Source organism: Bacillus sp. FSL K6-2431 (genome assembly GCF_038005165.1).
Classification (GTDB): domain Bacteria; phylum Bacillota; class Bacilli; order Bacillales; family Bacillaceae; genus Bacillus; species Bacillus pumilus.
In genome coordinates this window covers 3,225,606-3,251,422 of the sequence record NZ_JBBOSQ010000001.1, presented here as the reverse complement: position 1 = coordinate 3,251,422, position 25,817 = coordinate 3,225,606, and the positions used below count along the sequence as shown (strand labels likewise).

Annotated in this window: 26 protein-coding genes and 2 other annotated features; of the genes, 2 read left to right on the top strand and 24 right to left on the bottom strand. The window is 42.2% G+C overall.

Features of this window, described 5'->3' with window-relative positions; all coding sequences use genetic code 11:
- Window positions 1-22 precede the first annotated feature (22 nt).
- Window positions 23-1,819 carry a carbon starvation protein CstA gene (gene cstA, locus MHH40_RS16410; protein WP_106029044.1) on the bottom strand — a complete coding sequence of 599 codons (1,797 nt, stop codon included), beginning with the start codon at window positions 1,817-1,819 and terminating at the stop codon, window positions 23-25.
- Between the two features lie 352 nt (window positions 1,820-2,171).
- The gene (locus tag MHH40_RS16405) at window positions 2,172-3,260 is read right to left on the bottom strand and encodes a M42 family metallopeptidase (protein ID WP_050943605.1); all 1,089 of its coding nucleotides are present in this window, start codon (window positions 3,258-3,260) and stop codon (window positions 2,172-2,174) included.
- Window positions 3,261-3,439: 179 nt separating this feature from the next.
- Here MHH40_RS16405 and MHH40_RS16400 point away from each other — a divergent pair, with 179 nt between their 5' ends.
- The gene (locus tag MHH40_RS16400; protein WP_003216690.1) at window positions 3,440-3,844 is read left to right on the top strand and encodes a hypothetical protein; all 405 of its coding nucleotides are present in this window, start codon (window positions 3,440-3,442) and stop codon (window positions 3,842-3,844) included.
- Between the two features lie 17 nt (window positions 3,845-3,861).
- Here MHH40_RS16400 and MHH40_RS16395 read toward each other — a convergent pair whose 3' ends face one another.
- The 8 genes from MHH40_RS16395 to MHH40_RS16360 form a co-directional block, all read right to left on the bottom strand.
- Window positions 3,862-4,128: a DUF1294 domain-containing protein gene (locus tag MHH40_RS16395; protein ID WP_212046202.1), complete on the bottom strand. Its 267-nt coding sequence runs from the start codon at window positions 4,126-4,128 to the stop codon at window positions 3,862-3,864.
- A gap of 63 nt (window positions 4,129-4,191) precedes the next feature.
- A complete protein-coding gene (gene rplT / locus MHH40_RS16390; protein WP_003216409.1) occupies window positions 4,192-4,551 on the bottom strand; it encodes a 50S ribosomal protein L20 in 360 nt (119 codons plus the stop codon).
- Between the two features lie 31 nt (window positions 4,552-4,582).
- Window positions 4,583-4,783, bottom strand: coding sequence for a 50S ribosomal protein L35 (gene rpmI, locus MHH40_RS16385; protein WP_003216324.1), 201 nt, complete (start codon window positions 4,781-4,783; stop codon window positions 4,583-4,585).
- A gap of 24 nt (window positions 4,784-4,807) precedes the next feature.
- Entirely contained in the window at window positions 4,808-5,323 is a 516-nt protein-coding gene (gene infC, locus MHH40_RS16380; RefSeq protein ID WP_034620611.1) for a translation initiation factor IF-3, read from the bottom strand.
- A gap of 71 nt (window positions 5,324-5,394) precedes the next feature.
- Window positions 5,395-5,526: a sequence feature (ribosomal protein L20 leader region), on the bottom strand.
- 128 nt (window positions 5,527-5,654) lie between these two features.
- Window positions 5,655-6,350, bottom strand: coding sequence for an antiholin-like protein LrgB (lrgB, locus tag MHH40_RS16375; protein ID WP_212046203.1), 696 nt, complete (start codon window positions 6,348-6,350; stop codon window positions 5,655-5,657).
- A 14-nt stretch (window positions 6,351-6,364) separates the two neighbouring features.
- On the bottom strand, window positions 6,365-6,808 hold the full coding sequence (lrgA, locus tag MHH40_RS16370) for an antiholin-like murein hydrolase modulator LrgA (RefSeq protein WP_050943604.1): 444 nt from the start codon (window positions 6,806-6,808) through the stop codon (window positions 6,365-6,367).
- Window positions 6,809-6,945: 137 nt separating this feature from the next.
- Window positions 6,946-7,683 carry a LytR/AlgR family response regulator transcription factor gene (locus MHH40_RS16365; protein ID WP_044139936.1) on the bottom strand — a complete coding sequence of 246 codons (738 nt, stop codon included), beginning with the start codon at window positions 7,681-7,683 and terminating at the stop codon, window positions 6,946-6,948.
- Window positions 7,680-9,437, bottom strand: a complete 1,758-nt coding sequence (locus tag MHH40_RS16360; RefSeq protein WP_340901329.1) for a sensor histidine kinase — start codon at window positions 9,435-9,437, stop codon at window positions 7,680-7,682. The genes MHH40_RS16365 and MHH40_RS16360 overlap by 4 nt, the downstream gene beginning before the upstream one ends.
- Before the next feature lie 175 nt (window positions 9,438-9,612).
- Here MHH40_RS16360 and MHH40_RS16355 point away from each other — a divergent pair, with 175 nt between their 5' ends.
- The gene (locus tag MHH40_RS16355; protein ID WP_050943602.1) at window positions 9,613-10,392 is read left to right on the top strand and encodes an HAD family hydrolase; all 780 of its coding nucleotides are present in this window, start codon (window positions 9,613-9,615) and stop codon (window positions 10,390-10,392) included.
- Window positions 10,393-10,449: 57 nt separating this feature from the next.
- Here MHH40_RS16355 and MHH40_RS16350 read toward each other — a convergent pair whose 3' ends face one another.
- The 14 genes from MHH40_RS16350 to polA form a co-directional block, all read right to left on the bottom strand.
- Complete coding sequence (locus MHH40_RS16350) at window positions 10,450-11,370, bottom strand: methyl-accepting chemotaxis protein (protein WP_050943601.1); 921 nt, start codon at window positions 11,368-11,370, stop codon at window positions 10,450-10,452.
- 170 nt (window positions 11,371-11,540) lie between these two features.
- Complete coding sequence (thrS, locus tag MHH40_RS16345) at window positions 11,541-13,481, bottom strand: threonine--tRNA ligase (RefSeq protein ID WP_050943600.1); 1,941 nt, start codon at window positions 13,479-13,481, stop codon at window positions 11,541-11,543.
- Between the two features lie 45 nt (window positions 13,482-13,526).
- Window positions 13,527-13,775: a binding site (T-box leader), on the bottom strand.
- A gap of 43 nt (window positions 13,776-13,818) precedes the next feature.
- The gene (ytxC, locus tag MHH40_RS16340) at window positions 13,819-14,688 is read right to left on the bottom strand and encodes a putative sporulation protein YtxC (RefSeq protein ID WP_340901328.1); all 870 of its coding nucleotides are present in this window, start codon (window positions 14,686-14,688) and stop codon (window positions 13,819-13,821) included.
- A gap of 60 nt (window positions 14,689-14,748) precedes the next feature.
- On the bottom strand, window positions 14,749-15,387 hold the full coding sequence (locus MHH40_RS16335; protein ID WP_003216366.1) for a TVP38/TMEM64 family protein: 639 nt from the start codon (window positions 15,385-15,387) through the stop codon (window positions 14,749-14,751).
- 33 nt (window positions 15,388-15,420) lie between these two features.
- Window positions 15,421-16,350, bottom strand: coding sequence for a primosomal protein DnaI (gene dnaI / locus MHH40_RS16330; RefSeq protein ID WP_034620615.1), 930 nt, complete (start codon window positions 16,348-16,350; stop codon window positions 15,421-15,423).
- Window positions 16,351-16,367: 17 nt separating this feature from the next.
- Window positions 16,368-17,792, bottom strand: a complete 1,425-nt coding sequence (locus MHH40_RS16325; protein WP_050943597.1) for a replication initiation and membrane attachment family protein — start codon at window positions 17,790-17,792, stop codon at window positions 16,368-16,370.
- Between the two features lie 102 nt (window positions 17,793-17,894).
- Entirely contained in the window at window positions 17,895-18,353 is a 459-nt protein-coding gene (gene nrdR / locus MHH40_RS16320; protein ID WP_003216720.1) for a transcriptional regulator NrdR, read from the bottom strand.
- Window positions 18,354-18,357: 4 nt separating this feature from the next.
- On the bottom strand, window positions 18,358-18,744 hold the full coding sequence (locus tag MHH40_RS16315; RefSeq protein ID WP_003216254.1) for a hypothetical protein: 387 nt from the start codon (window positions 18,742-18,744) through the stop codon (window positions 18,358-18,360).
- A gap of 186 nt (window positions 18,745-18,930) precedes the next feature.
- Entirely contained in the window at window positions 18,931-19,311 is a 381-nt protein-coding gene (speD, locus tag MHH40_RS16310) for an adenosylmethionine decarboxylase (protein WP_003216492.1), read from the bottom strand.
- Window positions 19,312-19,545: 234 nt separating this feature from the next.
- Entirely contained in the window at window positions 19,546-20,568 is a 1,023-nt protein-coding gene (locus tag MHH40_RS16305) for a glyceraldehyde-3-phosphate dehydrogenase (protein ID WP_003216683.1), read from the bottom strand.
- Between the two features lie 169 nt (window positions 20,569-20,737).
- Window positions 20,738-21,343 carry a dephospho-CoA kinase gene (gene coaE, locus MHH40_RS16300; protein WP_050943596.1) on the bottom strand — a complete coding sequence of 202 codons (606 nt, stop codon included), beginning with the start codon at window positions 21,341-21,343 and terminating at the stop codon, window positions 20,738-20,740.
- Between the two features lie 14 nt (window positions 21,344-21,357).
- The gene (ytaF, locus tag MHH40_RS16295; RefSeq protein WP_137055320.1) at window positions 21,358-21,990 is read right to left on the bottom strand and encodes a sporulation membrane protein YtaF; all 633 of its coding nucleotides are present in this window, start codon (window positions 21,988-21,990) and stop codon (window positions 21,358-21,360) included.
- A gap of 174 nt (window positions 21,991-22,164) precedes the next feature.
- Window positions 22,165-22,998, bottom strand: coding sequence for a DNA-formamidopyrimidine glycosylase (gene mutM / locus MHH40_RS16290; protein WP_003216358.1), 834 nt, complete (start codon window positions 22,996-22,998; stop codon window positions 22,165-22,167).
- Window positions 22,999-23,026: 28 nt separating this feature from the next.
- Complete coding sequence (polA, locus tag MHH40_RS16285; protein WP_050943594.1) at window positions 23,027-25,666, bottom strand: DNA polymerase I; 2,640 nt, start codon at window positions 25,664-25,666, stop codon at window positions 23,027-23,029.
- Between the last annotated feature and the right edge of the window lie 151 nt (window positions 25,667-25,817).

Sequence of the window (25,817 nt, the reverse complement as noted above, 5' to 3'; positions counted from 1 at the left end):
CATAGCAAACCGGCTTTTTCATTTAGCCAGTGATCGGTGTTTCCATCCGAAGCGCTGGATCACGCCAAATGTCGACCCATTTTTTAATCGCAAACACAATAATCACAAATCCTAAGATCAGCATAATGATTGACAGCACAGCATTCAGCACGCTGTAACCTGCTGCCTCGGGATTAAGGTATACATTTGCTACCATCCAATAGCCCGCATAATTCACTGTCACATATAAGTAAGCAAGTGGAATTAAACAAGTCAGCATATATCGCCTTTTATCTGCAATTTTTAAGACAACGGTTGCTCCTATGATGAGACCGACCGATGCCATTAACTGGTTTGATACCCCAAATAGTGCCCAAATAGACCCGATGTCTCCAGAGTAAAGCAAGTACCCCCACATAAAACAAGCAAGCGCACTTGCGAACACCGACCCAGGGACCCAGTCATTTCGTTTAAGCGGTTTATAAGCTTCGCCAAAGAAGTCTTGAATCAAATATCGTGCCACACGTGTCCCTGCATCAATAGCGGTTAAAATAAAGACGGCCTCAAACATAATGACGAATTGGAAAAAATAAGACGCCAAATGACTAAAGAACGGAATTCCCGTAAAGATATACGCCATCCCTACAGCTAATGTCACAGCTCCACCCGTTCTTCCTTCTAAATCAAGACCAATTTCCTTACTCAGCTGCGGAAGGTTCTCGACACTCATCCCGAGTGTTCTGAACACTTCTGGCGTACTGTTTATCGCAAAATAATCGCCTGGATGAAGAGCGGTAGCGGCAATTAACGCCATAATTCCAACTAGACATTCTACTAGCATTGCGCCAAAAGCGACGGGCTTCATATCACTCCAGCGGTCAAGCATTTTAGGTGTTGTCCCAGATCCAACAAATGCGTGGAAACCAGATATGGCACCGCAAGCAATGGTTATTGAAATAAAAGGCCAGACAGGACCAGCTAAAACAGGACCTCCTCCATTCACAAACTCCGTAAAGGCTGGGAATTGAATCGTTGGATTGACGACAAAGATTCCAGCAATCAATGCGATAAAAACACCTATTTTCATAAAGCTGCTTAAATAGTCCCTCGGTGCGAGCAGCAGCCAAACCGGCAATGCCGCAGCAAAAAAAGCATAGATCGGCAAGGCAAGAGCAAGTGTTTTTGTATCAAGTGTTAAAAGATCGCCAAGTGCCGTTCCTTGAATATTCGGCCCAAGGAATACACCAACCATCAGCAAAATAAATCCCGCAGTTGTCGCCAGTTTTAAATTGCCTGTCTTTTTATAATAAAGACCAACCCCCATCGCAATTGGAATCGTGATTCCGACTGCAAATGTCCCCCAAGGGTTACGTTCTAACGCATGAAGCACAACCATAGACAGTCCTGCCATTGTGATCGTAATGATAAACAGCATCGCAAGCCCTGTACAAAATCCTGCGACAGGTCCTAGCTCTTCCTTCGCTACCTCTGATAACGATTTCCCCTTTTTTCGCATCGACGCAAATAAGACGACAAGATCATGTACAGCTCCGCCTATCACTGCGCCAATTAACAGCCAAAGAAGACCCGGTAAATACCCAAATTGTGCGGCTAAAATCGGACCCACTAACGGACCTGCAGCTGCAATCGCAGCAAAGTGATGCCCAAATGTGACCCATTTATTGGTTGGCACATAATCCTTCCCGTCCTCTAATGTGTGAGCCGGTGTAGGATGATCGTCTGTCACCTTTAAGACCTTGACCATCATAAATGTGCCATAAAGACGATAGGCAATCGCTAAAATACACATAGATGCTATGACAATTGTAACCGCATTCATTTAACCATCCCCTTTGCACAAACAATTTGTTACAAATATAGCATAAATTGATTGATTTTTCTTCCCTTTAAAACCAAGTTGACAAATAAGAATAATGTGTTTATTCTTAAGGTAGCTTCACCTACTTCCATAAACTCTCTTTTGACAGGGCATTCTTTAGGCTCTGTCCTTTTTATTGCTTTCATCTTACAAAAATAAAAGCTAGATCACATGTGCCTTATTCACTAGAATATTTTTTCTTCTTCTCTCAAAAACAGTTCTTTTGGCGTAACTTAAAATGACAGTTCATTTCCTGGGAAATTCAATGAAATAAAAAAAGCCCTTCCCCTATACTGAGGAAAGGCTTTCTTACTTAAGAACCGTACGTGATCTGCTCAACCGTTTTTTGATCAAGTCTTTTGATCACTTCTGTTAAAAGCTTCACTGCATTTTCATAATCATCTCGGTGAATCATCGCTGCATGGGTATGAATATATCTACTTGGTATCCCGATCGATAGTGATGGCACACCATGACCTGTTAAATGGATACCGCCAGCATCTGTCCCGCCGCCAGGCATAGAGTCATATTGGTACGGAATGTTCAATTCATCCGCTGTTTGGACAACAAAATCCCGAAGCCCTTTATGCGATACCATAGAAGCATCAAATACAACAATCGTTGGTCCTTTGCCAAGTTTGCTTGTTGCTTCTTTTTCAGTAATGCCCGGTGTGTCTCCTGCTACACCAACATCAATGGCAAATCCAATATCAGGCTGGATTGTAGCCGCTGCTGTTTTGGCACCACGCAGGCCAACTTCCTCTTGTACAGTTGCAACACTGTAAGCAATATTCTCATGCTGAGTATTGTGTAAGTTCTTCATGACATCAATCGCAACTGCACAGCCGATACGGTTGTCCCATGCTTTTGCAAGGAGCATTTTTTCATCATTCATCACTGTAAACTCAAAATAAGGGACGATTTGATCTCCAGGCAGAACGCCCCACTCCATTGCCTGTTCTTTGCTTGATGCACCGATATCAATAAACATATCTGTAATCTCAATCGATTTTTTTCGAGCTTCAGGTGACAAGACGTGCGGCGGCTTTGAGCCAATCACACCTGTTATGTCTCCCTTTTTCGTTACAATCGTCACACGCTGCGCGAGCATGACCTGTGACCACCATCCGCCGACAGTTTGGAAGCGAATGTAGCCTTTGTCATCAATTTTTGTCACCATGAATCCTACTTCATCTAAGTGACCAGCAAGCATAATTTTAGGTCCGTTTGCGTTTCCTTCCTTCTTAGCAATTAAGCTGCCAAGGCGGTCACTAGAGACTTCATCTGCATATGATTCTATGTATGTCTGCATGACTTTTTTGACATCACGTTCATTTCCTGGAATCCCTTTTGCATCCGTTAGGTCTTTCAGCATAGTTAATGTTTGATCTAGCTTTGTCATTCCATATATCCTCCTTTATCTTCATGGTGCATTCTTATTATACAAAACCTTTTTCGTTCAATACGATCTTTTTATGAATATTTTTTCGTTTTCCGAAATATTTTTTTAAAAAAAGTTGAAACCTTTTGGCCTTTTCATTCGTAGTACATCAGATAACGGTATTGGAGGTGCATCCTGTCATGTTTGTAATCCTCATTAGACTAGCTCTTGTTGCACTGCTTGTCTACATCTTCTACATGGCGGTAAAATTCTTCTCAAATCCGAGAAGAAAGCTGAAACAAGCACAATTAAAAGAAGGCTTTTATTTTATGGACGAACAACAAAATGCACGTAAAAATTTTAATTTCGTCTATAAAGGTGTCTTGTTTGAAGGGGAGAAGCATGTTCCTTCTAAGGATCATCCTCTATTTGTCCACTCCATTTACGTTTGGACGGAGTCACCTGAGAAGCTAAGTGAATTTACATTAGAAGACTTTGAAAAATTGGAGGAAAACATTATCGAACGTTATCCTCAAACAAAAATTGATTGGGATCAGCCCATTAAAAAAATCAAACAAAAAAAAGGAGCAGACACGCCGTCTTGATGGCGTCTGCTCCTTTTTCAGATGAACTTGATATATCCTAATATGATCAACTGCACCATGATTAACATTGGCATGCCAATTTGAAAGGCAGGATGCTTTGTTTTATGACGGAAATACTGCATCCCTAGATACGATCCAGCAGCCCCAAAAAGCACGGCAGCACTCCATAAGTGCGCCTCTGAAATTCTCCATTTATGCGCTTTTGCCCGGCGCTTGTCCTCTCCCATGAGAAAGAAACCATAGCCATTTACCAAGATCAGCAGCACAATCAACGCGATATTCATTCATTTCACCTCACATGATGAGCAAAAAAGATCACCCCTCGACGGAATGATCTTTCTTATGACTTACTTGTCTAGTTGTGCTTTTGCAGCATCAGCAAGCTGATTGAATGCACTTAGGTCATTCACAGCAAGGTCAGCAAGCATTTTGCGGTTTACTTCGATACCAGAAAGCTTTAGGCCATGCATTAAACGGCTGTAAGAAAGACCGTTCATACGAGCTGCAGCATTGATACGAGTGATCCATAGTTTACGGAAGTCACGTTTTTTCTGACGACGGTCACGGAAAGCGTAGTTTCCAGATTTCATCACCTGTTGGTTTGCTACTTTGTATAATCTATGTTTTGAACCGAAATAACCTTTTGCTAATTTAAGAACCTTTTTACGACGCTGACGCGACACAGTTCCGCCTTTTACTCTTGGCATTGTAATTCCCTCCTATGATTCCTATTCCAAATTACTTGATGTTTGCAAGTTGTTGTTTGATACGTTTGAAATCTCCAGCACTTACGATTGCGCTCTTACGCAATTTACGTTTTTGCTTTGTAGATTTGTTAGCGAACAGGTGACTTGTGTACGCATGAGAACGTTTAAGTTTACCAGAACCTGTTTTTTTGAAACGTTTAGCAGATCCGCGGTGAGTTTTCATTTTTGGCATTGGATATTTCCTCCCTCTGTTACTTTACTTTTCGACTTTTGGTGCAAGCATGAGGAACATGCTACGTCCGTCCATCTTAGGTTTTGTTTCTACTGTTGCTACTTCAGCGCAAGCTTCAGAGAAACGGTCTAACACGCGCTGTCCGATTTCTTTATGCGTAATCGCACGCCCTTTAAAGCGGATAGAAGCTTTCACTTTATCGCCCTTTTCAAGGAATTTGATTGCATTACGGAGCTTCGTGTTAAAATCATGTTCATCAATTGTCGGGCTCAACCGAACTTCTTTTAAGCTAATGATTTTTTGATTCTTACGTGCCTCTTTATCCTTCTTCTGCTGTTCGAATCGGAACTTACCATAGTCCATGATTCGGCAAACAGGTGGTTTTGCATTTGCAGCAACTAACACAAGGTCAAGATTGGCTTTCGTAGCAATTTCCAGAGCTTCCTGGCGGGTTTTAATCCCCAGCTGATCGCCATTTTGTCCGATCAAACGAACTTCACGCGCACGAATACCTTCATTAACTAATTGATCTTTGCTAATAGTGAGCCACCTCCATGAGATTTTGAATTGAGTTCACAATTCATTTTGACCATTTCGTTGTATGTTTTACAGGCAAACAAAAAGTGTGGGCATATAAAACACCCACACTGCGAACATTTGCATGAAAAAATAAATGTACGGTCAACCTGTCAACTACAAACACGTGTCAATCAGGTGAGAAGCGGGTGCTTCTGCTTGTGATATCTATTCAATTCGTTAATTATTCTACACAATTTTCATTTGTCCGTCAAGTAACCGAACTCTTGAAACAACTTTTTCATTTTAGCATGATTAAACGAATTGGGCAAGGCTTTTCAAAACAATGACGTCATCAAAGAATCAATTGCATAAAGATTGGGATGACGATGACGGTCACAACCCCTACGACCACAACAGCAATACTTGCCATGGCCGCTTCCACTTCACCCATCTCAATCCCAACAGAGACGCCAAGTGCATGTCCTGATGTACCGAGTGCAAGCCCTTTTGCCACTGGATTTTTAATTCGAAACCATTTTAAGAAGAAAGCACCTAGTGCATACACAATGACTGCATTAAATATGACCGCAAAGGCTGTGATATCTGCAATTCCGCCAATATCCTTTGCAATCGGAAGAGCAATCGCTGTCGTCGCTGCCTGCGGGAGCATACTTTTCATTACAGCCGCATCAAGATGAATTCCTTTTGCTACGATATACACAATTGTAATGGAGCAAAGTGATCCTACAAAAATAGCGGATAAAATCTGCCACCAATATTTTTTAAGCAATGCGCGCTGCTTATAAAGCGGAATAGCGAAAGCAATGGTCGCAGGCTCTAAGAAAAACTTGATAATCTTGCCACCCTCATTATAATCTGCATAGGAAAAACCGCCAATTTTCAAAAATAAAATACCTAACACCATGGCGACAAAAAGTGGTGTAAATAAGAAGAAGCCTTTTGATTTTTTAAATAAGAATGTACCGATTCCAAAGGCGACCAATGAGACGACTATACCAAAATAAGGACTCATCGTACTTGTACCCATCCTGCATCTCTCCTTTAATGCGTACTTGAAGCTGGTTTATTAGAATGAGAAGGAGTCGATTTGCTCTCCTTTGTCTCTTTACGTTTCTGTGGTTTGTCTGATAATTGCATGAGAAACTGCGTGAATAGCCCTGTCGCTGCAAGTAACATAATCGTTGCAATGATAATGACACCGACGACTTGCACACCTACTTCTTGCATGACACCTAGTGATTGAATAACCGAGATACCAGAGGGAACAAATAGAAAGCTAATGAGCCCTGTCAATGATGTACCTAATTGCTCCACTTGCTCCAGTTTGATGATTTTCGTTGTCAGCAAAACAAATAATAGAACCAGACCGATCACAGATGCAGGCATCGGAATTGGTAAATACATTGAAATGAGATTAGAAACGAACATTACGGTTGCAAAGATAAATGCTTGAGATAGAAATCCATATACTTTAGTGGCACTCATGCCCCTTCACCTCTTTCTTCGACTGCCCTCAGTATATGGCATGAAATAAATGAATGAAGCGTTTACAATCAAACTCGCCGGATTCAATGAATGAAATGCAGAAAACGAGTATTGAAATACAAATAAAAAAAGCCGTCCTACTCTAGCAGGAGCGACTTCTTTAGTTCTTTGGCGTAAGTGCGGCTGACAGGAATAATCGACCCGTCTGTCATATGCAGATTATACGTCGAATTAAACCACGGCTGTACTTCTTTCATATGAGAGGTGTTCACGATATAGCTTCGATGAACCCTCATAAAATAAGCCTCAGGGAGTTTCTTTTCAATGACCACAAGCGGTTCTGTGACCTCATACATGTGATCCTTTGTTTTTACAACCTTTTTCCCCTCACTAAGCCCTACATACATGATCTCTTCTACTTGCAGAATGACAATTGAATCATCGACTGAGATGGCTAATTTTTGCTGATGGGGGATTTTCTCATCTGATAGCTGGTGGTCTTGCGTCTCAACAGATTTCCACTTTTTAAACTTTTGGATCGTTTGCAAAAGCCGTTCTTCATCAAATGGTTTTGTTAAATAATCGAGCGCACTGACCTCAAACGCCTTCAGCGCATACTGATCAAAGGCTGTCGCAAATACAATCGCTGGCGGATCAGACATCCGGTTGAGCCTTTTGGCAATATCAAATCCATTTTCACCAGATAAATCAATGTCTAAAAAGAGCAGGTCCGGCTTATGATCCACCATCCGATCAAAAGCTGATTCTATATTTTCTGCTTCCTCTATTTGAACATCCTCTTTCGTTCTGCGTAATAAGTATTTTAATTCGTCTCTTGCTAACACTTCATCATCTACGATTAATACATTTATCAACGAAAATCATCCTCTTTTACATAGTCCATTGGAATGCGAAATGAGATGTCAGTGCCTTGGCCGCTATGAATAGATAGAGCGGCTTGTCTGCCAAAAATCCCTCTTAACCGCTGATCTAAATTAAAAAGAGCCGTACCTGTTCCTTCTTTGGATTCAACAGGCGCTTTTAATAACTGAGCCATCTTGTCATTCTCGATTCCCTGTCCATTATCCGTCACTTTCATATTGACATGCCCATCTTTCATCACAGCAGATACGATGACTTCACAGCTCGTTTGATGTTTAGGAAATGCGTGTCTCACTGCATTTTCAACAAGCACCTGAAGCACAAATGGCGGAATCATCACCTGCTCTAGCTCCTTTTCAATTTGAAAGGTCACGTGGTATTTATTTGGAAACCTTGCTTGTGCAAGTGACAAATAGGCTTCTACATGCTGAATTTCTTTATGAAGTGGAATGAGCAGCTGGCGGGCGCCTTGCAAATTGGATCGAAAATATATACTCAGCTGAAGCAGCAGCTTCCTAGCCATCTCTACGTTCGTTCTGCACAAGACAGAGATGGTATTAATGGCGTTAAATAAAAAGTGCGGATTCACTTGCGCTTGAAGTGCTTTGATCTCTGCATCTTTTAGCAGGCGGCTTTGGGTTTCTGCCTCTCCAAGCTCAAGCTGTGTGGAAAACAGCATTGCCAAGCCTTCTGCAAGTTCCTCCTCTACCCTGCTTAATCCGACCGGAGAATTGAAATACATTTTTAACGTTCCGATCGTTTGACCATTGGAGGTGAGGGGCAACACAATCGCCGCTTGAAGCGGGCAATGGGTGACTGAACAATTGATTTCATCTTTCGAATGCGCCTTCATAATTTTGCCGCTCATCAATACTTGTTTCGACAGTCCTGTAATGAGGCTTTTCGATGGAATATGATGATCCGTCCCATCTCCAACATGCGCTAAAATCTTTTCTGTATCGGTTAAGGAGACCGCATCTGTTTCTGTTAATCGATGAATGATCTCCGCCACGCTTTTACATGACTGTTCATTTAACCCTTGGCGGAAGAAAGGCAGCGTTTGATCGGCGATTGAAAATACACGGTGTGTCTGCATCGCCTTTGCCTGCTCTTCTTGCCGAATGACTGACTGTAAAATCGATAAAAAGATAAAGCTACCAATTCCATTCACAAAAATCATCGGCAGGGCAATAATACTCACAAGCCCCCAAGCTTCAGCAAATGGCTTTGTAAATAGAAGGATAATAATCATCTGCAAGGACTCCATTGCCACACCAAAAAGTGCGGCTTGGCGAGGTGTCACCATTCGATTCTTCCGCTTAAACCTGCTGCCGACATAGCCTGCAATCACACCAGCTAAAATCGAAGAAATCGCACAGCTGAGTGCCGTGCTTCCTCCTAATGAATAGCGATGAATCCCAGCTAGAAGCCCTGCGCCAATGCCAACAAACGGCCCTCCTATTAATCCGCCCATTTCGATTCCCATGATTCTCGTATTGGCAATTGAGCTTGACGAGCCGAGATGATAGGAAAACTCATGATTCATGACCATCTGCTGCTGGATTTCAATTCCTGTGTAATTGCTGATAATACTAAAAGAAGCAAAAATAAAGACAAGGACTGCCTTTTTTCGAAACCCTTCATTATGAAGCAATAGATTGCGAAAGCCCTTCACATGGGCAAGCACAAACCCTAAAATAACGATGATCCCAACACGCTCGATCATCATAATAATTAAATGAAGCAAACCTGCCACCTCAATTGATGTATGTATTATTTACTGTCTTTCTATTCTATCATGTGCGGTCAATGTTCAAATATCTCTCAAATCTTTTCTTTATTGCCCTCATCTTCTATTGTAAAATGAACTTGAGCCGTCACTTGCAATTGAAGGTAACATATACATAACAAGGGAGAAGATCATGAAAGCCGTATTTTTCGATTTAGATGATACTTTGCTTTGGGATGAAAAAAGCATTCACACCACTTTTCAGGAAACATGCCGCGAAGCGGAAAAGAAATATGGACTGAATCCAGAAACATTTGAACAAATTGTACGTGAAGAAGCAAGAAAGCTGTATTCGTCCTATGAAACATATGATTATACTGTCATGATCGGAATTAATCCTTTCGAAGGACTGTGGTCCAATTTTAGTGAACCGATTAGCGAAGGCTTTCAAAAATTGAATGCCCTTGCACCAGAGTATCGCAAGAACGCTTGGACCAATGGCTTAAAAGAAGCAGGAATTGACGATGAGGCATTTGGACAATATTTGGCTGATTTCTTTGCAGCAGAGCGGAGAAAACGCCCATTTGTCTATGAAGAAACGTACCCTGTTTTAGACCGTCTGAAAGGCAGCTATGAATTGCTCCTTTTAACAAACGGAGATCCTAGTCTTCAAAAGGAAAAACTGGCCGGTGTTCCTGAGCTTGCACCTTATTTTAATGAAATTGTCATTTCAGGAGATTACGGGAAAGGCAAACCTGACCCTGGCATCTTTGAGCACTGCCTTCAGCTGTTAAATCTAACAAAAGACGATGTGATCATGGTGGGAGATAATCCAAAAACAGATATTCTTGGGGCATCTCGAGCCGGGATTCAAACCGTTTGGATCAATCGACATGGCAAAAAGAATGAAACAGATGTAACGCCCGATTATGAAATCAAAGACTTATATGAATTGTTTGATATATTAAAATAGAACAAACGAGAAAACACCCTTCTCCTAACGAGATTGGGTGTTTTTTGTGTGCTCAAACTACACAATTCCCGCTAGACTTTGCGCTTGCTTGTCTAAGCTGCGGGCTGCTTCTCCTACATTCATAAATTCCTCGCTTGCCTGCTTTACAAGATCGCGATTTGTAAACACCGTTGTCTTGGCCCGGCTCGTTCCGCTGCTGACCTTCTCTACTTCCGCATGAATCGCCTTTACATATTGATCTACTTTGACGATCGCTTCTTTTGCATCAGTTGCAAGCTTTCGAATTTCTGCCGCCACTACACTAAAGCCATTTCCATAGGAACCTGCATGGGCTGCTTCGATCGCCGCATTTAATGCAAGGAGCTGGGTTTGTGAGGAAATGCTGTTAATCGTTGTAGCGATGAAGCTGATGGACTCTACCTGCTCTGTTAATCCTTCTAGTAAGCTCATATTTTGATCTGTTTCGTTTGCTATATGATCAAAGGAGACATTGACTCTTTGACTATGCTGGATGCCCACTTCTGCTCGCTCCATTAATTTCGCAGACATGTCCTTTAAATCGCCTACGACCTGTTTCATCGTGCTTTCTCTTTCTGTTATGTCTGTTGCGACTTTCACAACACCCACTACGCGTTCCTCTTCATTGCGGACAGGTGTATATGTCGCTTCAAGCCATAAATTGTCACCATTCTTCGTCGTCCGCTGCACCTTTTCCTGAAAGACTTGCCCCGCTTTCAAACGCTTCCAAAACATTTGATAGCTTGCGTGTTCTGCAATATGAGGAGGACAAAACTGTCTATGTTTTAAACCAATCATCTCTTGCTTTGAATATCCCATGGCTTTTGCAAAAATATCATTGACCCATAGCACTTCACCTGTCACATCAAATTCAATCATCGCCAGTGAGTGTTCCAATGCACGAAGTACTGCTGATCGCTCCAATACTTGTGATGATAAAGTGTTTGTTGTTTTCATCATCGCTTTCATACCCCCAATTTAACTCGAACCAATAGTACATACTTACCCATACTTTCATACTATCTAAACGTATCATTCAAGGGACTGGATCACTAGTGGAGAATTTTTCCCGAAAAGAAAAAGCCAGTGATCTAAGGAGAAAGATCACTGACTGCTTCGCTTGAAAAAGATTATTTTTTCGCTTCTGCTACTGCATGTTTCACAAAGGCTTCAAGATCCATTGTTTCTGAATCTTGCTCTCCGTATTTTCTTACATTGACTGCGCCATTTTCTGCTTCTTGATCTCCGACGACTAGCATGTACGGAATCTTTTGCATTTGCGCTTCTCTAATTTTGTATCCGATTTTTTCATCACGGCTGTCAAGCTCTACGCGAAGACCTTCAAGCTGCAAACGTTCTTGTACTTTTTTCGCATAGTCTAAATGGACAGAAGGTGAAACCGGGATGACTTGGAATTGTACAGGTGCCAGCCAAGTTGGTAGGGCTCCTTTGTATTCTTCAATTAAGAAGGCAACAAAACGCTCCATTGTAGAAACAACACCTCTATGAATCACGACTGGACGATGGTGCTTGCCATCTTCTCCGATATATGTGAGATCGAAGCGCTCTGGAAGTAAGAAATCAAGCTGTACAGTAGACAGTGTCTCTTCTTTTCCAAGAGCTGTCTTCACTTGAACGTCAAGCTTCGGACCATAAAATGCCGCTTCGCCTTCTGCCTCATAATAGTCATGACCAAGCTCGTCCATTGCATCCTTTAGCATCGATTGCGCTTTATTCCACATGGCATCATCGTCGAAATACTTCTCAGTATCTTCTGGATCACGGTAAGATAAGCGGAATGTGTAGTCATTCAAGCCAAAGTCTTGATACACTTCTTCAATTAGGCGAACTGTACGAATGAATTCGTCTTTGATTTGATCTGGACGTACAAAGATATGGGCATCGTTTAATGTCATACCGCGAACACGCTGAAGGCCGGATAAAGCACCTGACATTTCATAACGGTGCATTGTACCAAGCTCTGCAATACGAATTGGCAATTCGCGATAGCTATGCGGCTCGTTTTTGTAAATCATCATATGGTGAGGACAGTTCATCGGACGAAGAACAAGATCTTCGTTGTCCATTTCCATCACAGGGAACATGTCTTCTTGATAATGCGCCCAGTGCCCTGATGTTTTATACAATTCAACATTTGCAAGAACTGGTGTATACACATGCTCATAACCAAGGCGTACTTCTTTATCGACAATGTAACGCTCAATAACGCGGCGGATCGTTGCGCCTTTTGGCAGCCAAAGCGGTAGACCTTGACCTACCTTTTGAGAGTTCGCGAACAGTTTCAGCTCTTTTCCTAGTTTACGGTGATCGCGTTCTTTCGCTTCTTCAAGCAGGCGTAGATGCTCATTTAGATCATCTTTGCTGAAGAAAGCTGTACCGTAAATACGCTGAAGCATTTGATTGTTGCTGTCACCTCTCCAGTATGCACCTGCAAGGCTTAACAGTTTAAACTCTTTGATTTTCCCTGTTGACGGCAAGTGAATGCCGCGGCAGAGATCAAAGAATTCACCCTGCTCATAAATCGTGACAGCTTCACCTTCTGGAATCGCCTCTAACAGCTCAAGCTTTAATTGATCACCAATCGCTTCAAAGCGTTTTTTCGCTTCTTCTCTTGATACTTCAATTCGCTCGATTGGCAGATTGCTGTTAATGATTTTTTTCATTTCTTTTTCAATCTTTGGTAAATCTTCCGGTGTGATGGCAACATCGATGTCCACATCGTAGTAGAAGCCATTTTCAATCACAGGACCTACGCCAAACTGAACGTGATGCTCTTTTCCATACAGGCGTTTGATTGCCTGTGCTAGCAAATGAGCTGTGCTGTGGCGCATAATGTCGAGTGCTTCATCACTTTTATCTGTGATGATCTCAATTGTTCCACTTTCTAGTAGCGGCGTACGCAGATCTATTTCTTTGCCGTTCAATTTACCGGCAAGCGCTTTTTTCTTTAGGCCTGGGCTAATTGATGCCGCGATGTCTTCTGTTGTAGCTGTGTTGTCAAACTCCTTGACTGCTCCATCTGGAAATGTAAGTTGAATTTGTTCTGACATCTCTGGTCACTCCTTTTTTTGGCAATATAAAAACCCCGCCCCCTGGAAAGGGACGAGGTTGAATAAAACGGAATCGTGGTTCCACCCTTTTTCCCGTATTTGCAGCTTACTTTTTCATAAGCAAACACGGCTTGTGGTTCGATAACGGGAATTCCCGTCAGCCATTACTAAAACGTTCACAGCTGATGTTCAAAGGTGGTAAAGCAAATGGTCCTCTGCTAGGAAGCTTTCAGCCGCGGCTTCCCTCTCTTTAAGCGGGTGTTCATTTGTTCATGTCCTTATCAATACGGTCTTTGTATGAAGTTACACCGTATTATAAAACGTTTTTTCGTGAAAATCAAGAAAGCTTTTCACTTTTCTGTTCCAAATGGTCATGGACAAATTGAACATTGTGTTCTTGAAATGAATGAGCCGGGAATACCTCGACCCTTTCTTGAAAAATATTTTGAATGGTCTGTACCATCGAGTGACCTGTATCATTTGTAAACAGGTCAATCTTTTTGGGCGCTATGGATACGAGTGGTGCAATCAGCTGCGAATCAATATACATTGGATGCTCTCTTACAAACTGTCTGTCTATGTATTGTTTTTGATCACGCTCAGAAGCGTACCGAAATTCCCAAATCATCAGGCGATCCTGATGCACAACATGTACTTTTTCGAGCTTCGGTTCTTTTGCCATCACATAGTCTCGAAGCGATTGAATGAAGTTTTGATATTCTTGTTCCATTTTGTATTCTTCAATGGAGACTTCAACATAGTTCTTCAGCCTCCTGTCATACTCTGACAGTCTGAATGTCATAAATGAACCAATTGAAAAAATACCATGCTGTAAAGAAATCGTCTCGAGCTCCTTTGTTAACAGGGCTTCTCTTGACGGTTCTTGATGAATGCCGGGAATATCATCTAAATCCCCGTTCATGATGCTGTGGGCAATTGAAAGAATTTGGTGCTGCTCTTCAGGATCTTTAAATAGATACGTGTTTTCAAGAATGCTGCGCATGCGCTCATTTTCTTTGCATTCCAAAAAAAAGTGAACCAGTAATGGCCGCACAATGGACTCAAGTCCTTCCTTTGATTCCTTCGCCTCTATGAGAAGCCGGTCTTTCCCTTGTTGAATTGACATGTGATGCCGACTGTCCAAGTGTTCAGCAAGATGTAAAAAAGCGGCGGTATCATATTCATCTTCAAAGATTATTTCAAGCATGTTTGTCCCCCCTAACGACATCTGTTACATATATATGGGGAGAACATAAAAAATAGACGCCTAAAATAAATCAGGCATCTTTCTTTTTAAAATGAGCGGAACTGAGATAAAGATTAGATAAATCAAACAAACGATTGCTAAAGCGGCATAATTGCCACTGACAAAGCTTGAGCCAAGGACATTTAATGCAACTGTACCCGGTATTAAGCCTAAAAAGGTAGCTGCCGTAAATGCACGATAATTTGCACGTGAAGCTGCTGCCGCATAGCTGACAAAGTCAAAATGGATTGGGGCAATTCGCAATAACAAAATGTAAAGAAACCCATGCTCCTGAATGCGGGACGTCACCGCTTTCAGCTTCCGGCTGCTTGATTGTGTTTCCTTCTTTTTTGCACGAAAGGTTGTGGCAAGCAGGAAGGAGCATGTTGCTCCGGCGGTAGCACCAACGAGGGCATAAATCGTCCCAAGAACACTGCCAAATGCCAAACCTGCTGCCAGCGAAAAAACCGTAATAGGGACGAGAACAAACGGGCGAAAAAGAGATAAGAAAAGAAAAACAAAGGGTGCCAGCATCCCAAATTGAAGCACCCAATTTTTCACATCTTTTGGCGCCAGCTGAAGATGCTGTTTGTTCAGCCACCAAAGTAAAACAGCGAGACCTGCAATCACGAGAAAAAGCAGCCATTTTCTTTTGTTCATTTCATTTGCTCCTCCTTCAGGTGATAGACGCTTTTATAAATGACGGCGGTTTTCTCCTTCGAGCAAGACTGCCTCTGCTAAATAGAGAATCCGTTCCATTAAACGAGCGGCTTTGACCTCTTCTTTTTCCCCGCGCTGTGAGTACGTAAAGTGATGCTTCAGTTCACTTGGTGAGAAATTAGAAGAGAAGAAAGTCGGCAGCTGCTCTGCCATACGGTATTGTAAAATCGTTCCGAGTAGTTCATCTCGAACCCAGCTTGTCATCGACTCTGCCCCAATATCATCAAGCATTAAAATAGGGGTGGATTTGACCATGTTCAGTTTTGATTCTAGTGTATGATCGGCTAACGAATTTTTTAGCTCTCTCACAAATTCAGGCACGTACACAAGGAGAGATGGGTATTCCTTCTCCGCTAACTGCTGCGCAATGGCTGCCAGAATATACGTTTTTCCTACTCCAAACTTTCCGTGTAAATATAAGCCCTTCCCTTTGCCCGTCTCATCATAGCTTTGCAGGAATTGCCCTACTTTTTGAATGACTTCCTGTCTTCCCACAACGTTCAAATCAGCGAACGTCGCTTGAAGAACATTTTGCGGAATGTACATGCTTTTCATGAGCTCTTGCTGTTTTTTCTGTCTATCGAGCCGCAGCTTGACTGGACAAGGGGAATATTCAATATCAATACTCTGACCTTTGATCACAAGCTTCGGGTGATAACCGTCTAAAATCGCATTGACGTTCTCTTCATCTAAGCAATATGAACAGCCCTTCGACTGCTGCACATATTCAAAAAGCCGGTTCAAGCTGCGATTGATCATGTCTTCGTGTATGTCTTCTTGGTGCTCCTGTAAAAAGGCTTTTACATCTTCATCAGATAACACACTCTCTTTAATCTGATTGTATCTCACACGAAAATCTACGCGCCCTTTTAGCTGTTCAAATGAACGACCGATCGGTTTCATCCTCATCTCACCTCATCTTAATGTGCATTGTACTTTTTCATATTTTTAAACTGATCTAACAGTTTTTCTTTTTCTCGTTCGAGGTCTTCTGTCGACAGGCTGTCTGTTTGTTCTTTTGCAGGCTGTTCTTTCGTTTCGGTTTCTTTCATCCAATCAGGAAGCTTCTCTTCACGGACAACTTTCCCTGATCCGTATGTGCTACGCTGCTTTTTCTGCTGCGCCCACTCTGTCATTTGCCTGTTCTCTTCTTTGGCCATTTTCATGGCCGCCGCTACGGTTTTAATTTTCTTTCTCACCCAATGAGCGGCGATTTTTTGCATATATGTTTTCGACAGCTTCATATCTGTTTTCAGTAATGTATAGTAGATCAAAACGTTCATGACACCTGGCTCTAGCTGTTGCTCAAGCATAATATCTTCGACAATTCTTAAGTCGGCATATGTTGGCTCAATGCCGTCAGCCATATCTTTTAGCAGCTCCCTAGGCGAAATATGATCAAGCTTTTCAATCAATTTGGCATCCGGCGTATCTGCCACTGGCGCTTTTGAAGCATCTTGACGCAAGTGTCTCGGCTGTTTTTGATCAATGAGTTTTGGCTGCTCGCCTCTGTATTCAATTTGGTACCAGTCTCTTGCCGCTTTTCTCAGCTCTTCTGTTGAGATCATTTGATCCGAACCACAGGCGCCTGCTACAATATTTTGCATTTGAAGCGGGGTGATGCCGTATACAACGGCTAACTTCTTAATGGTTTCTTTCACCTGCTTTGTCAAAGCCTTTCTTGGAATCATCATATCAGACATGCCTGCTAACAATAAATCGAAATCAAAGGATTCGTCTGAGAGAGGAGCCGGCTGACTCGATCCAACGGTCACATATTCATAGCCCTGATCAAGTGATGACGCCTGATTGATTTCTTCTGTCATCCTGCGTTCACCTGGCTGCAATACGTGAAAAACTTCTTCAAACGACCGCGAGATGTTCTTTGCCTCTGCCGGAACACCGGGATATGAGAAATAATCACGAAGCTGCATATATTTCGCTTTCTCTACACGATGGTACAGCAGAACATTCAGCATACCATCTTGGAAAAACTCATCTGGTCTTAACGGCGGCACAAGCTCATATGTAAACAGTCTGCCTTCTTCCGTTTCCTGTTCATATGTGCGGAGTAAACCAATCGCTTCAAGCTTTAAACGTTCCTCAAAAATATCATTCAAATTCGTTTGCAGCATGACCATGAGCTGCCGATGAGGTGCGGGTTTCCCCCACATACGATTTTGTTCCAGCTCTCCCCACAGCGTCATATATAAGCTGAAAGCGGACATGCCTATAAGCGGCTGATATAAAAGAGTGATGAGCTGTCTATCGATGTCACCGAGCAATGAAGCGCTTTTGACGACATACGGATCGACGGCTAGCACTTCCTTCCAATGCTCTGTCATATGCTGATCCTCCCCATGAATTGCAATTGTTTCTATTGTACACCCTTTTTGCGTTTTACGCTTTACGCAGGAAAAAGAGCATGAAGAATCTTCAGCTCTTTTTTAGCGTTCTTTCTTTAATAAATCTTTTAATTCATCAATAAAGACGTTGATATCTTTAAACTGCCGGTAAACGGAGGCAAACCTGACGTAAGACACTTCATCAATTTTTGCCAGCTCGTCCATCACCATTTCACCTACAAGCTCACTTTTCACTTCTGACATACCTTGATTACGCAGTTCTTTTTCAATATTAAAGCAGACATCCTCCAGCTGCTTTAAAGCAACAGGTCGCTTTTCACATGCTTTTATGAGTCCTCTCAGCATCTTTTCGCGGCTGAATTCTTCTCGAATTCCTTCTTTTTTCACCACAATCAGTGGTAATTCTTCTAATTTCTCAAACGTCGTAAAGCGATATTGGCAGCTTTCGCACTCTCTTCTACGACGGATGGATTTCCCTTCATCTACTGGTCTTGAATCAAGCACCCTTGTGCCAAGGTGCTGACATGTGGGACATTTCATTTCATCAGCTCCGATCTATTCTTGGAAGTTGTTTGTCTAGTTCATCATAAAGGGAAAAAACCGTTTTCTCACTATAGCCAAAATCTGTTGGCAAGGCTGTTTCTGTTGTCACATTAAAATCGACAGCTGTTTCAAAAGGACGAATTGAAATGACAGTCGCTACGAGAAAGGCTTTTTTCGGCATACTGATGTTTGCGCTGATTTCACCTCGTTCTGCTGAAACAGATGTTACTTGATAGGAAGCGTGCCCAGAAAGCATGGCTTCCACCGCTTGAAAAACTTGCGCATTCGTCGATTTGTAGTAATGGCTTTTCAGTTCTGACACTGGATGCTCGTCAGATGTTTCTGTATGGTTTGACATGAACCGTTTGAACTTTTGTCCTAAAATCATCTACGTATCCCCTTTGCCATAATGCCTCTTCTTTATTTTATAAAAAAAACCTTTGTTTTCCTAGAACAAAAGTATAGGCGAGTTGGGGAATGTTGGATTTTCTCTATCAAACAAATATAAAAAGGAGCATAACACAAAGGCATTTCAATGCTTTTGGCCAGCTCCCATTGCGATCTTTTTTTATGTTTATAGTGCTTTGGCTTGCGCCTGTTTCACTTGTACAGGTCCCATGCCTCGAGGAATTTCAATGTTTTCTCTTGTTTCAGCACCTAATTCATCTCCGATATGATCTGCTGCGATATTCGGATCTAGGTCGCCGCAAGTATAAACATCTATGCTCGCATAACCATGTTCAGGAAAGCTGTGAATTGTCAGATGAGATTCAGAAATAATGACAACTCCACTTACTCCTTGAGGTGCAAATTTGTGAAAAGCAACCTCTCTTACTTCAGCTCCTGATTTCAAAGCTGCATTTACAAACGTTTTTTCAATAAAATCCATGTCGTTCAGTTTATCACAGTCGCATCCCCATAGCTCGGAGATAACGTGACGTCCGATTGTTTCCATCATGGACCCCCCTTAAACAAGAATGAAAGAGTGAAGTTCTAAGCAGCCGGACCGGACATATACCACGGGGGAAAGTTAGTCCAAAGAGGTCCTAACCCTTTAAGTATACCCGAATGAGTCTGCGAACAAGAAGTTCACGAAAAATAGTATACTTTGTTTAGACCCATTTTGCAAGCTGTGTTTTCAATGGGATTTTCTCTCATTCCTTGAAAAGGGACGTTCGTCTTCTTCATTTCAAACAGCAGAAAGCTCTTTCATCTGCGATCCGACAAACTTCACAAGATCCACCACTCTGCATGAATAACCCCATTCATTGTCATACCATGCAAGAACTTTTACTTTTCTATCCCCCATCACCATCGTTGTCAGTCCATCTACGACAGCTGAATAAGGGTTCGTATTAAAGTCTGTAGAAACAAGCGGCTCATCCGTGTAATCTAAAATACCGGAAAGAGAAGTTTTTGATGCATTTGAGAAGGCTGCATTGACTTCTTCTGCTGTGACATCTTTTTTCAAGTCGACAACAAGATCAACCATCGATACATTGGAAACTGGCACGCGAAGTGCAAGTCCATGCAATTTCCCTTTCATGTGCGGTAGCACTAAAGAAAGCGCTTTAGCGGCACCCGTCGTCGTTGGAATAATGGACTGGGCACATGCTCTTGCCCGGCGCAAATCCTTATGCGGGTTATCGATATTTTTTTGATCATTTGTATACGCATGAACCGTTGTCATTAAACCGTTGTCGATACCGAATTCATCATCTAACAATTTGACAACTGGTGCTAAACAGTTTGTTGTACAAGATGCGTTTGAAATAACGACGTGCTTTTCAGGATCAAGATCATCCTCATTGACACCCATCACAATTGTAATGTCTTCATTTTTACCTGGAGCTGTAAGTACGACCTTTTTCGCTCCGGCATCTATATGGCCCATCGCTTGATCTTTTGAATTAAATTTTCCGGTTGCTTCTATGACGATATCAATCCCAAGCTCTCCCCACGGAAGCTGCTTTGGGTCTCTGTTATTGAGCAAAAGCACTCTTTTCCCATTTACAATCAGTGCGTCATCTTCTGCTGTCACATCGCATTCGTAACGTCCATGATTTGTATCATATTTAATTAAATGTGCTAGCGTTTCGGCAGGATAGCTTGCGTTCACCGCTACAATTTGAATTTGATCATCAAGCATTGCTTTTCTGAAGACCATGCGTCCAATTCTGCCAAACCCATTGATCGCTGCTTTTACCTTCATGAACAGGTCACTCCTCTATTATGTGTTATACTCAATAAATTTATTTATGAAATTAGTATATCACATTAGATTGTAATTGCCAGTATATAAACGTATATTTTCTAAAAAGGGCTGTTCTTTTCATGAGAAATATAAAAGCATAAAAAAAGAAGAGTACGTGTATGTACTCTTACTTATCAGTATGTTCCCATTCATTTAATATGTTCTGCAATTGCTTTCTAATAAAAGCAAGATCTTGTGTATTTTCTATCACCCGGTCTGCTTTCTTACATTTTTCTTCAAGAGGCTGCTGAGAGTGAATCCGATTCAGCGCTTCTTCCGCGCTAAGGTCGTTTCGATTCATGAGTCGTGATAGCTGTAATTCTGGTGTTGTATACACCACAATAATGCGATCGACGAGACTTTCCAGCTGACTCTCAAATAAAAGCGGGATATCCAGGACAACGAATGTTTCTCGGCTGTCGATTCCTTCATCTCGCTGCCTGAGCATTTCCTTTCGCACTTCTGGGTGAACGATCGCATTTAGCTGCTTTCTTTTCTCTTCATTAGAAAAAATAATGGCTCCCAGCTGCTGCCGGTCTAGCTCTCCATTTGGCAGGAGGACACCCTCACCAAAGGTTTGAACGATATGATGAAGGGCGGGTGTTCCTTTGGCGACCGCTTCTTTTGCAATCACATCTGCGTCCACAACCCGGATGCCCTGCTCTTTTATCATCTGCGAGACTGTGCTTTTTCCGCTAGCAATCCCGCCGGTTAATCCAATGACAAGCGTCAATTGATTTCCTCCTTTTACAGCTTCCAAACCCCAATTAATATGAGCAGAAGCCCTGGTAAGCATGCGAGTTTATCGATCCAGCGCCAATTTGCCAAGTAATGACCGGCACGCAGACCGATACAGACAAAAAGTGAGCTCATCACTGCGACCGTGATACTCATGACAATTGGAGAAAAGCCTAGTATCGCTGCGCCAATCCCTGCGCCAAATGCATCAATGGATAAAGCAATTCCAAGAAGTACCGCTTCTATTCCATTAATCGTCCCAGATCGGTCTATATCTGCACTTGTCGGCTTTCTTAAAATGTGAATGACAAGCCCAAGTGATTTCACTTCCACATTAAGCAATGTCTTTTCATGAAGAAGCAAATCACGCTCTTTCGCTGGTTTGTAAAATTGATACAGGACCCAAAGGCCAATGGCAATTAAGATGCCTCCCCCAAGTTTATCGGTCACTGAGACAGGGAGAAATGTCATCAGCAAGCTGCCAATCAGCATAGAAATGAGCAGCACAATCCCTGAGCAGCATGCAATAATGACGATGGCTTTAAATGGGATTCTCATTTTGCGGAGACCATACGTAAAGCCTACAGAAAAGCTGTCGATGCTGACTGCAATAGCTAAAAACAGGAGCGAAATCGAAATCATACCTGAACTCTTCCTTTCTGTTCATGCAACGATGATCAAGAGTCTCTAGGCGTTCTTAGACTCTTCTTCACTATATGAAGAGCAGGTGGGCTGTGTGTCAGTCTACACCTTGCTGAAAAATGAATGTTTTTTATCGTATGCATCGCAAAAAGGAAGCATGCTCATGGCTAAGCTTTATTGAGGACGTTTTTGGCAGGTCACACAAAAGTGTGTACCGCGCCCTCCGACTACTGTTTTCTCAATGATGCTTCCGCATGTTTGGCAAGGCTCTCCCCGCCGGTCATATACAAGAAGCTGCAATTGAAATGTGCCAATATCTCCTTGTGAGTTGATATAAGAACGAATTGTACTTCCTCCCGCATCTACCGCCACCTGAAGCGTATCGATGATCTGTTTGTGAAGCACTTTGCAAGATTCCAGGCTGAGCTGATTCGCTTTCGTTTCTGGATGAATCCCTGATTTAAACAGGACCTCATCTACGTAAATGTTACCAAGTCCTACGACAATCTTTTGATCAAGCAGTGCTGTTTTGACCACGCGAGTTGTTTTTTTCAATTGCTCCCATAAATACTCAGGAGTAAACTGTTCATCGAATGGTTCATATCCCAGCTGTGATAGCGGGAGTTCCCTTTCCTCTTCACCCGGCTGAAATAAATGCATCGTGCCAAATTTACGCACATCATGGTACCGAAGCTCCGTCCCATCTGTAAACGTAAAGACGACGTGTACGTGTTTATCATAAGGCTCATGCGCTTCATGTACACGATATTTCCCTTCCATCCTTAAATGGGAGACCATCACATAATGGTCTAAATGAAAGAGGAGGAACTTTCCTCTTCTTTCAATGGTTTGTATGGTTTCTCCAACCAATCTTCTTGCGAACTCTTCCGGCTCCCCAGGACGTTTGATGATGTTTGGCCATTTGATATCGACCGTTTCAATCGTCTTTCCTTCGACTAACCGCTTGAGAGTGCGCCGGACGGTTTCAACTTCTGGTAATTCCGGCATGCTCCTCGCTCCTTTTTCTCTCTATTATTTATTTCGCATCGTACCAAGATGGACCTGAAGCAAAATCAACTTTTAGCGGCACATCAAGCTGAAGTGCATTTTCCATGACTTCAGGAACAATCTTTTCAAGAATGGCGATTTCTTCTTTCGGCGCTTCAAAGATCAATTCATCGTGCACCTGTAATAAAAGATTTGTCTGCAGGTTTTCTTCTTTGAGCCTTCGCGCCATATCAATCATCGCTTTTTTAATAATATCGGCTGCGCTGCCTTGGATCGGTGTGTTCATGGCTGTTCGTTCTGCAAAGCTTTTGATATTAAAATTTCGGCTTGTGATATCTGGGATATACCGTCTGCGTTTAAGAAGCGTCGTGACGTAGCCTTTTTGTTTCGCTTCCTGAACGATTTCTTCCATATAGGTTTTCACGCCTTTAAAGCTTGTTAAATAGCGCTCGATAAATGCGGCGGCTTCTTTTCTTGTGATCCCAAGGTTTTGAGAAAGTCCATAGTCGCTGATTCCGTATACAATACCGAAATTTACCGCCTTGGCTTGTCTTCTCATAGCGGAAGTCACTTCTTCTTCTGAGACATGGAACACATCCATCGCTGTTTTCGTGTGAATGTCCATGTCCCTCGTAAATGCTTCGATCAAATTCTCATCTTGTGAAATATGAGCGAGTACACGCAGCTCGATTTGTGAATAGTCAGCTGCAAACATGAGCCAGCCTTCTTTTGAAGGAACGAATGCTTGACGAATCTTCCGTCCTTCTTCTAAACGAATCGGGATGTTTTGAAGGTTTGGATCTGTTGAGCTTAATCTTCCTGTTTGGGTGAGTGCTTGATTAAATCTTGTATGCACTTTATGGGTATCCTTGCGCGTTACTTTCATTAACCCTTCTACATAGGTCGATTGCAGCTTTCCAATTTGTCTGTAGTGCAGAATGGATCGAATGATTTCATGCTTATCTTCAAGCTTTTCGAGCACATCTGCAGACGTTGAATAGCCTGTTTTTGTCTTCTTGATAATCGGGAGACCCAATTTTTCAAAAAGGATGACACCAAGCTGTTTAGGAGAATTGATGTTAAACGTTTCTCCTGCTAAGCGGTGAATGGTTTCTTCATATTCTTTGAGCTTTTTCGTTAATTCTTCACCCATTTTCTCTAGGCGCTTTATATCTACCTTTACTCCAAGAGATTCCATTTCGCCTAAGATGAGTGCTAGCGGCAGCTCTAAATCTTCATATAGTTCATGCTGATCATTTTTTTCTAATGCTTCTAGTGTTAAATCATGCAAGGCTGAGATCGCCGCTGCTTTTCGTCCGAGATGTCCTTTCAGTTCATCTTCAGGTGGAATCGCCTGTTTTGCTCCTTTTCCGTATACTTTTTCATCAGAAAGAGCGATATTCAGACCATATTCCTTCGCTACACTTGCGACGTCTTCGTATGATTTCTGCGGGTTGACGACGTAGGAAGCGAGCAGAACATCATTGTCGACACCTTTTAGGTCCACATCATGCCATCTGAGAGCGACAACTGCTCTTTTTGAATCAAAGACCCATTTTTTCTTCGTTTCATCCTGTACCCATTCTTTAAATGCATCTGATTGAAGCGCATCTTCTTTCGTCATAAAGAACGCACCATTTTCATTATGGATCGCAAAACCGATCAAATCTGCTTCGTGATAATTATCTCCAAGCTGTTCTACCACAAGGGCTGCATGATCTGTCAGCATGTCGCCTCCTGCAGCTGTCATTTTTTTCACTTCTAATGCGTCTACTTCAACCTGTTCATCTGTTTCTGGTGCTTCTCCTAGACGCTCTAGCAGGGTTTGAAAGCCTAGTTCTTTATAAAGAGAGATCACTTGATCCATGTGTGGACCTTCGTAGGCAAGATCTTTGCTCGACACATCAATAGGTGCTTCTACGAGAATGGTCGCCAGCTCTTTACTCATGACTGCTTGTTCTTTATATTCTTCAAGCTTTTCTTTGAGCTTTTTCCCGCTCACTTCATCAATATGTTCAAGCAGGTTCTCAACTGTTTCAAACTGCTTTAACAATTTAATGGCTGTTTTTTCACCTACACCTGGGACGCCTGGGATATTATCTGAGGAATCTCCCATCAGCCCTTTCATATCAATGATTTGATCTGGTCGCAGGCCATATTTCTCTTCAATATGAGCAGGTGTGTAGTATTCTACTTCTGTGATGCCTTTTTTCGTAATAGCGACTGTCGTATGATCTGTTGAGAGCTGTGTTAAGTCTTTATCTCCTGAGAAGATTTTGACTTCAAAGCCGTTTTTTTCTGCCTCGACAGCCAACGTACCGATAATATCATCTGCCTCATATTGAGGAAGCTCGTACCTTTTCACCTGATAGGCATCTAATAGTTCACGGATGAATGGCATTTGTTCTGATAGCTCTGGCGGGGTTTTTTGTCTTCCGCCTTTATATTCTTTAAATGTCTCGTGGCGGAAGGTTGTTTTTCCCGCATCAAATGCGACGAGCATATGGGTTGGCTTCTCGTCCTCCAGCATTTTCATTAAAATCATCGCAAAGCCATAAATAGCATTTGTATGTACGCCTTTATCATTTGATAATAGCGGCAAAGCAAAAAAGGCTCGATATGCGAGGCTGTTTCCATCCACTAACACTAATTTCTTTTTGTCTGTCATGTTTTAATCCTCCATCGGCTGAGCATTTCAGCCGTCTCTTTCACACATTGTATCTTCATTTTATCAAAGTTTATTTTGAAAAGAAAATAGTCGAGCCTGCATAAAAAAGGGACGAAAACAACAAGTGTTTTCGTCCTTCCAAAATTGGCTC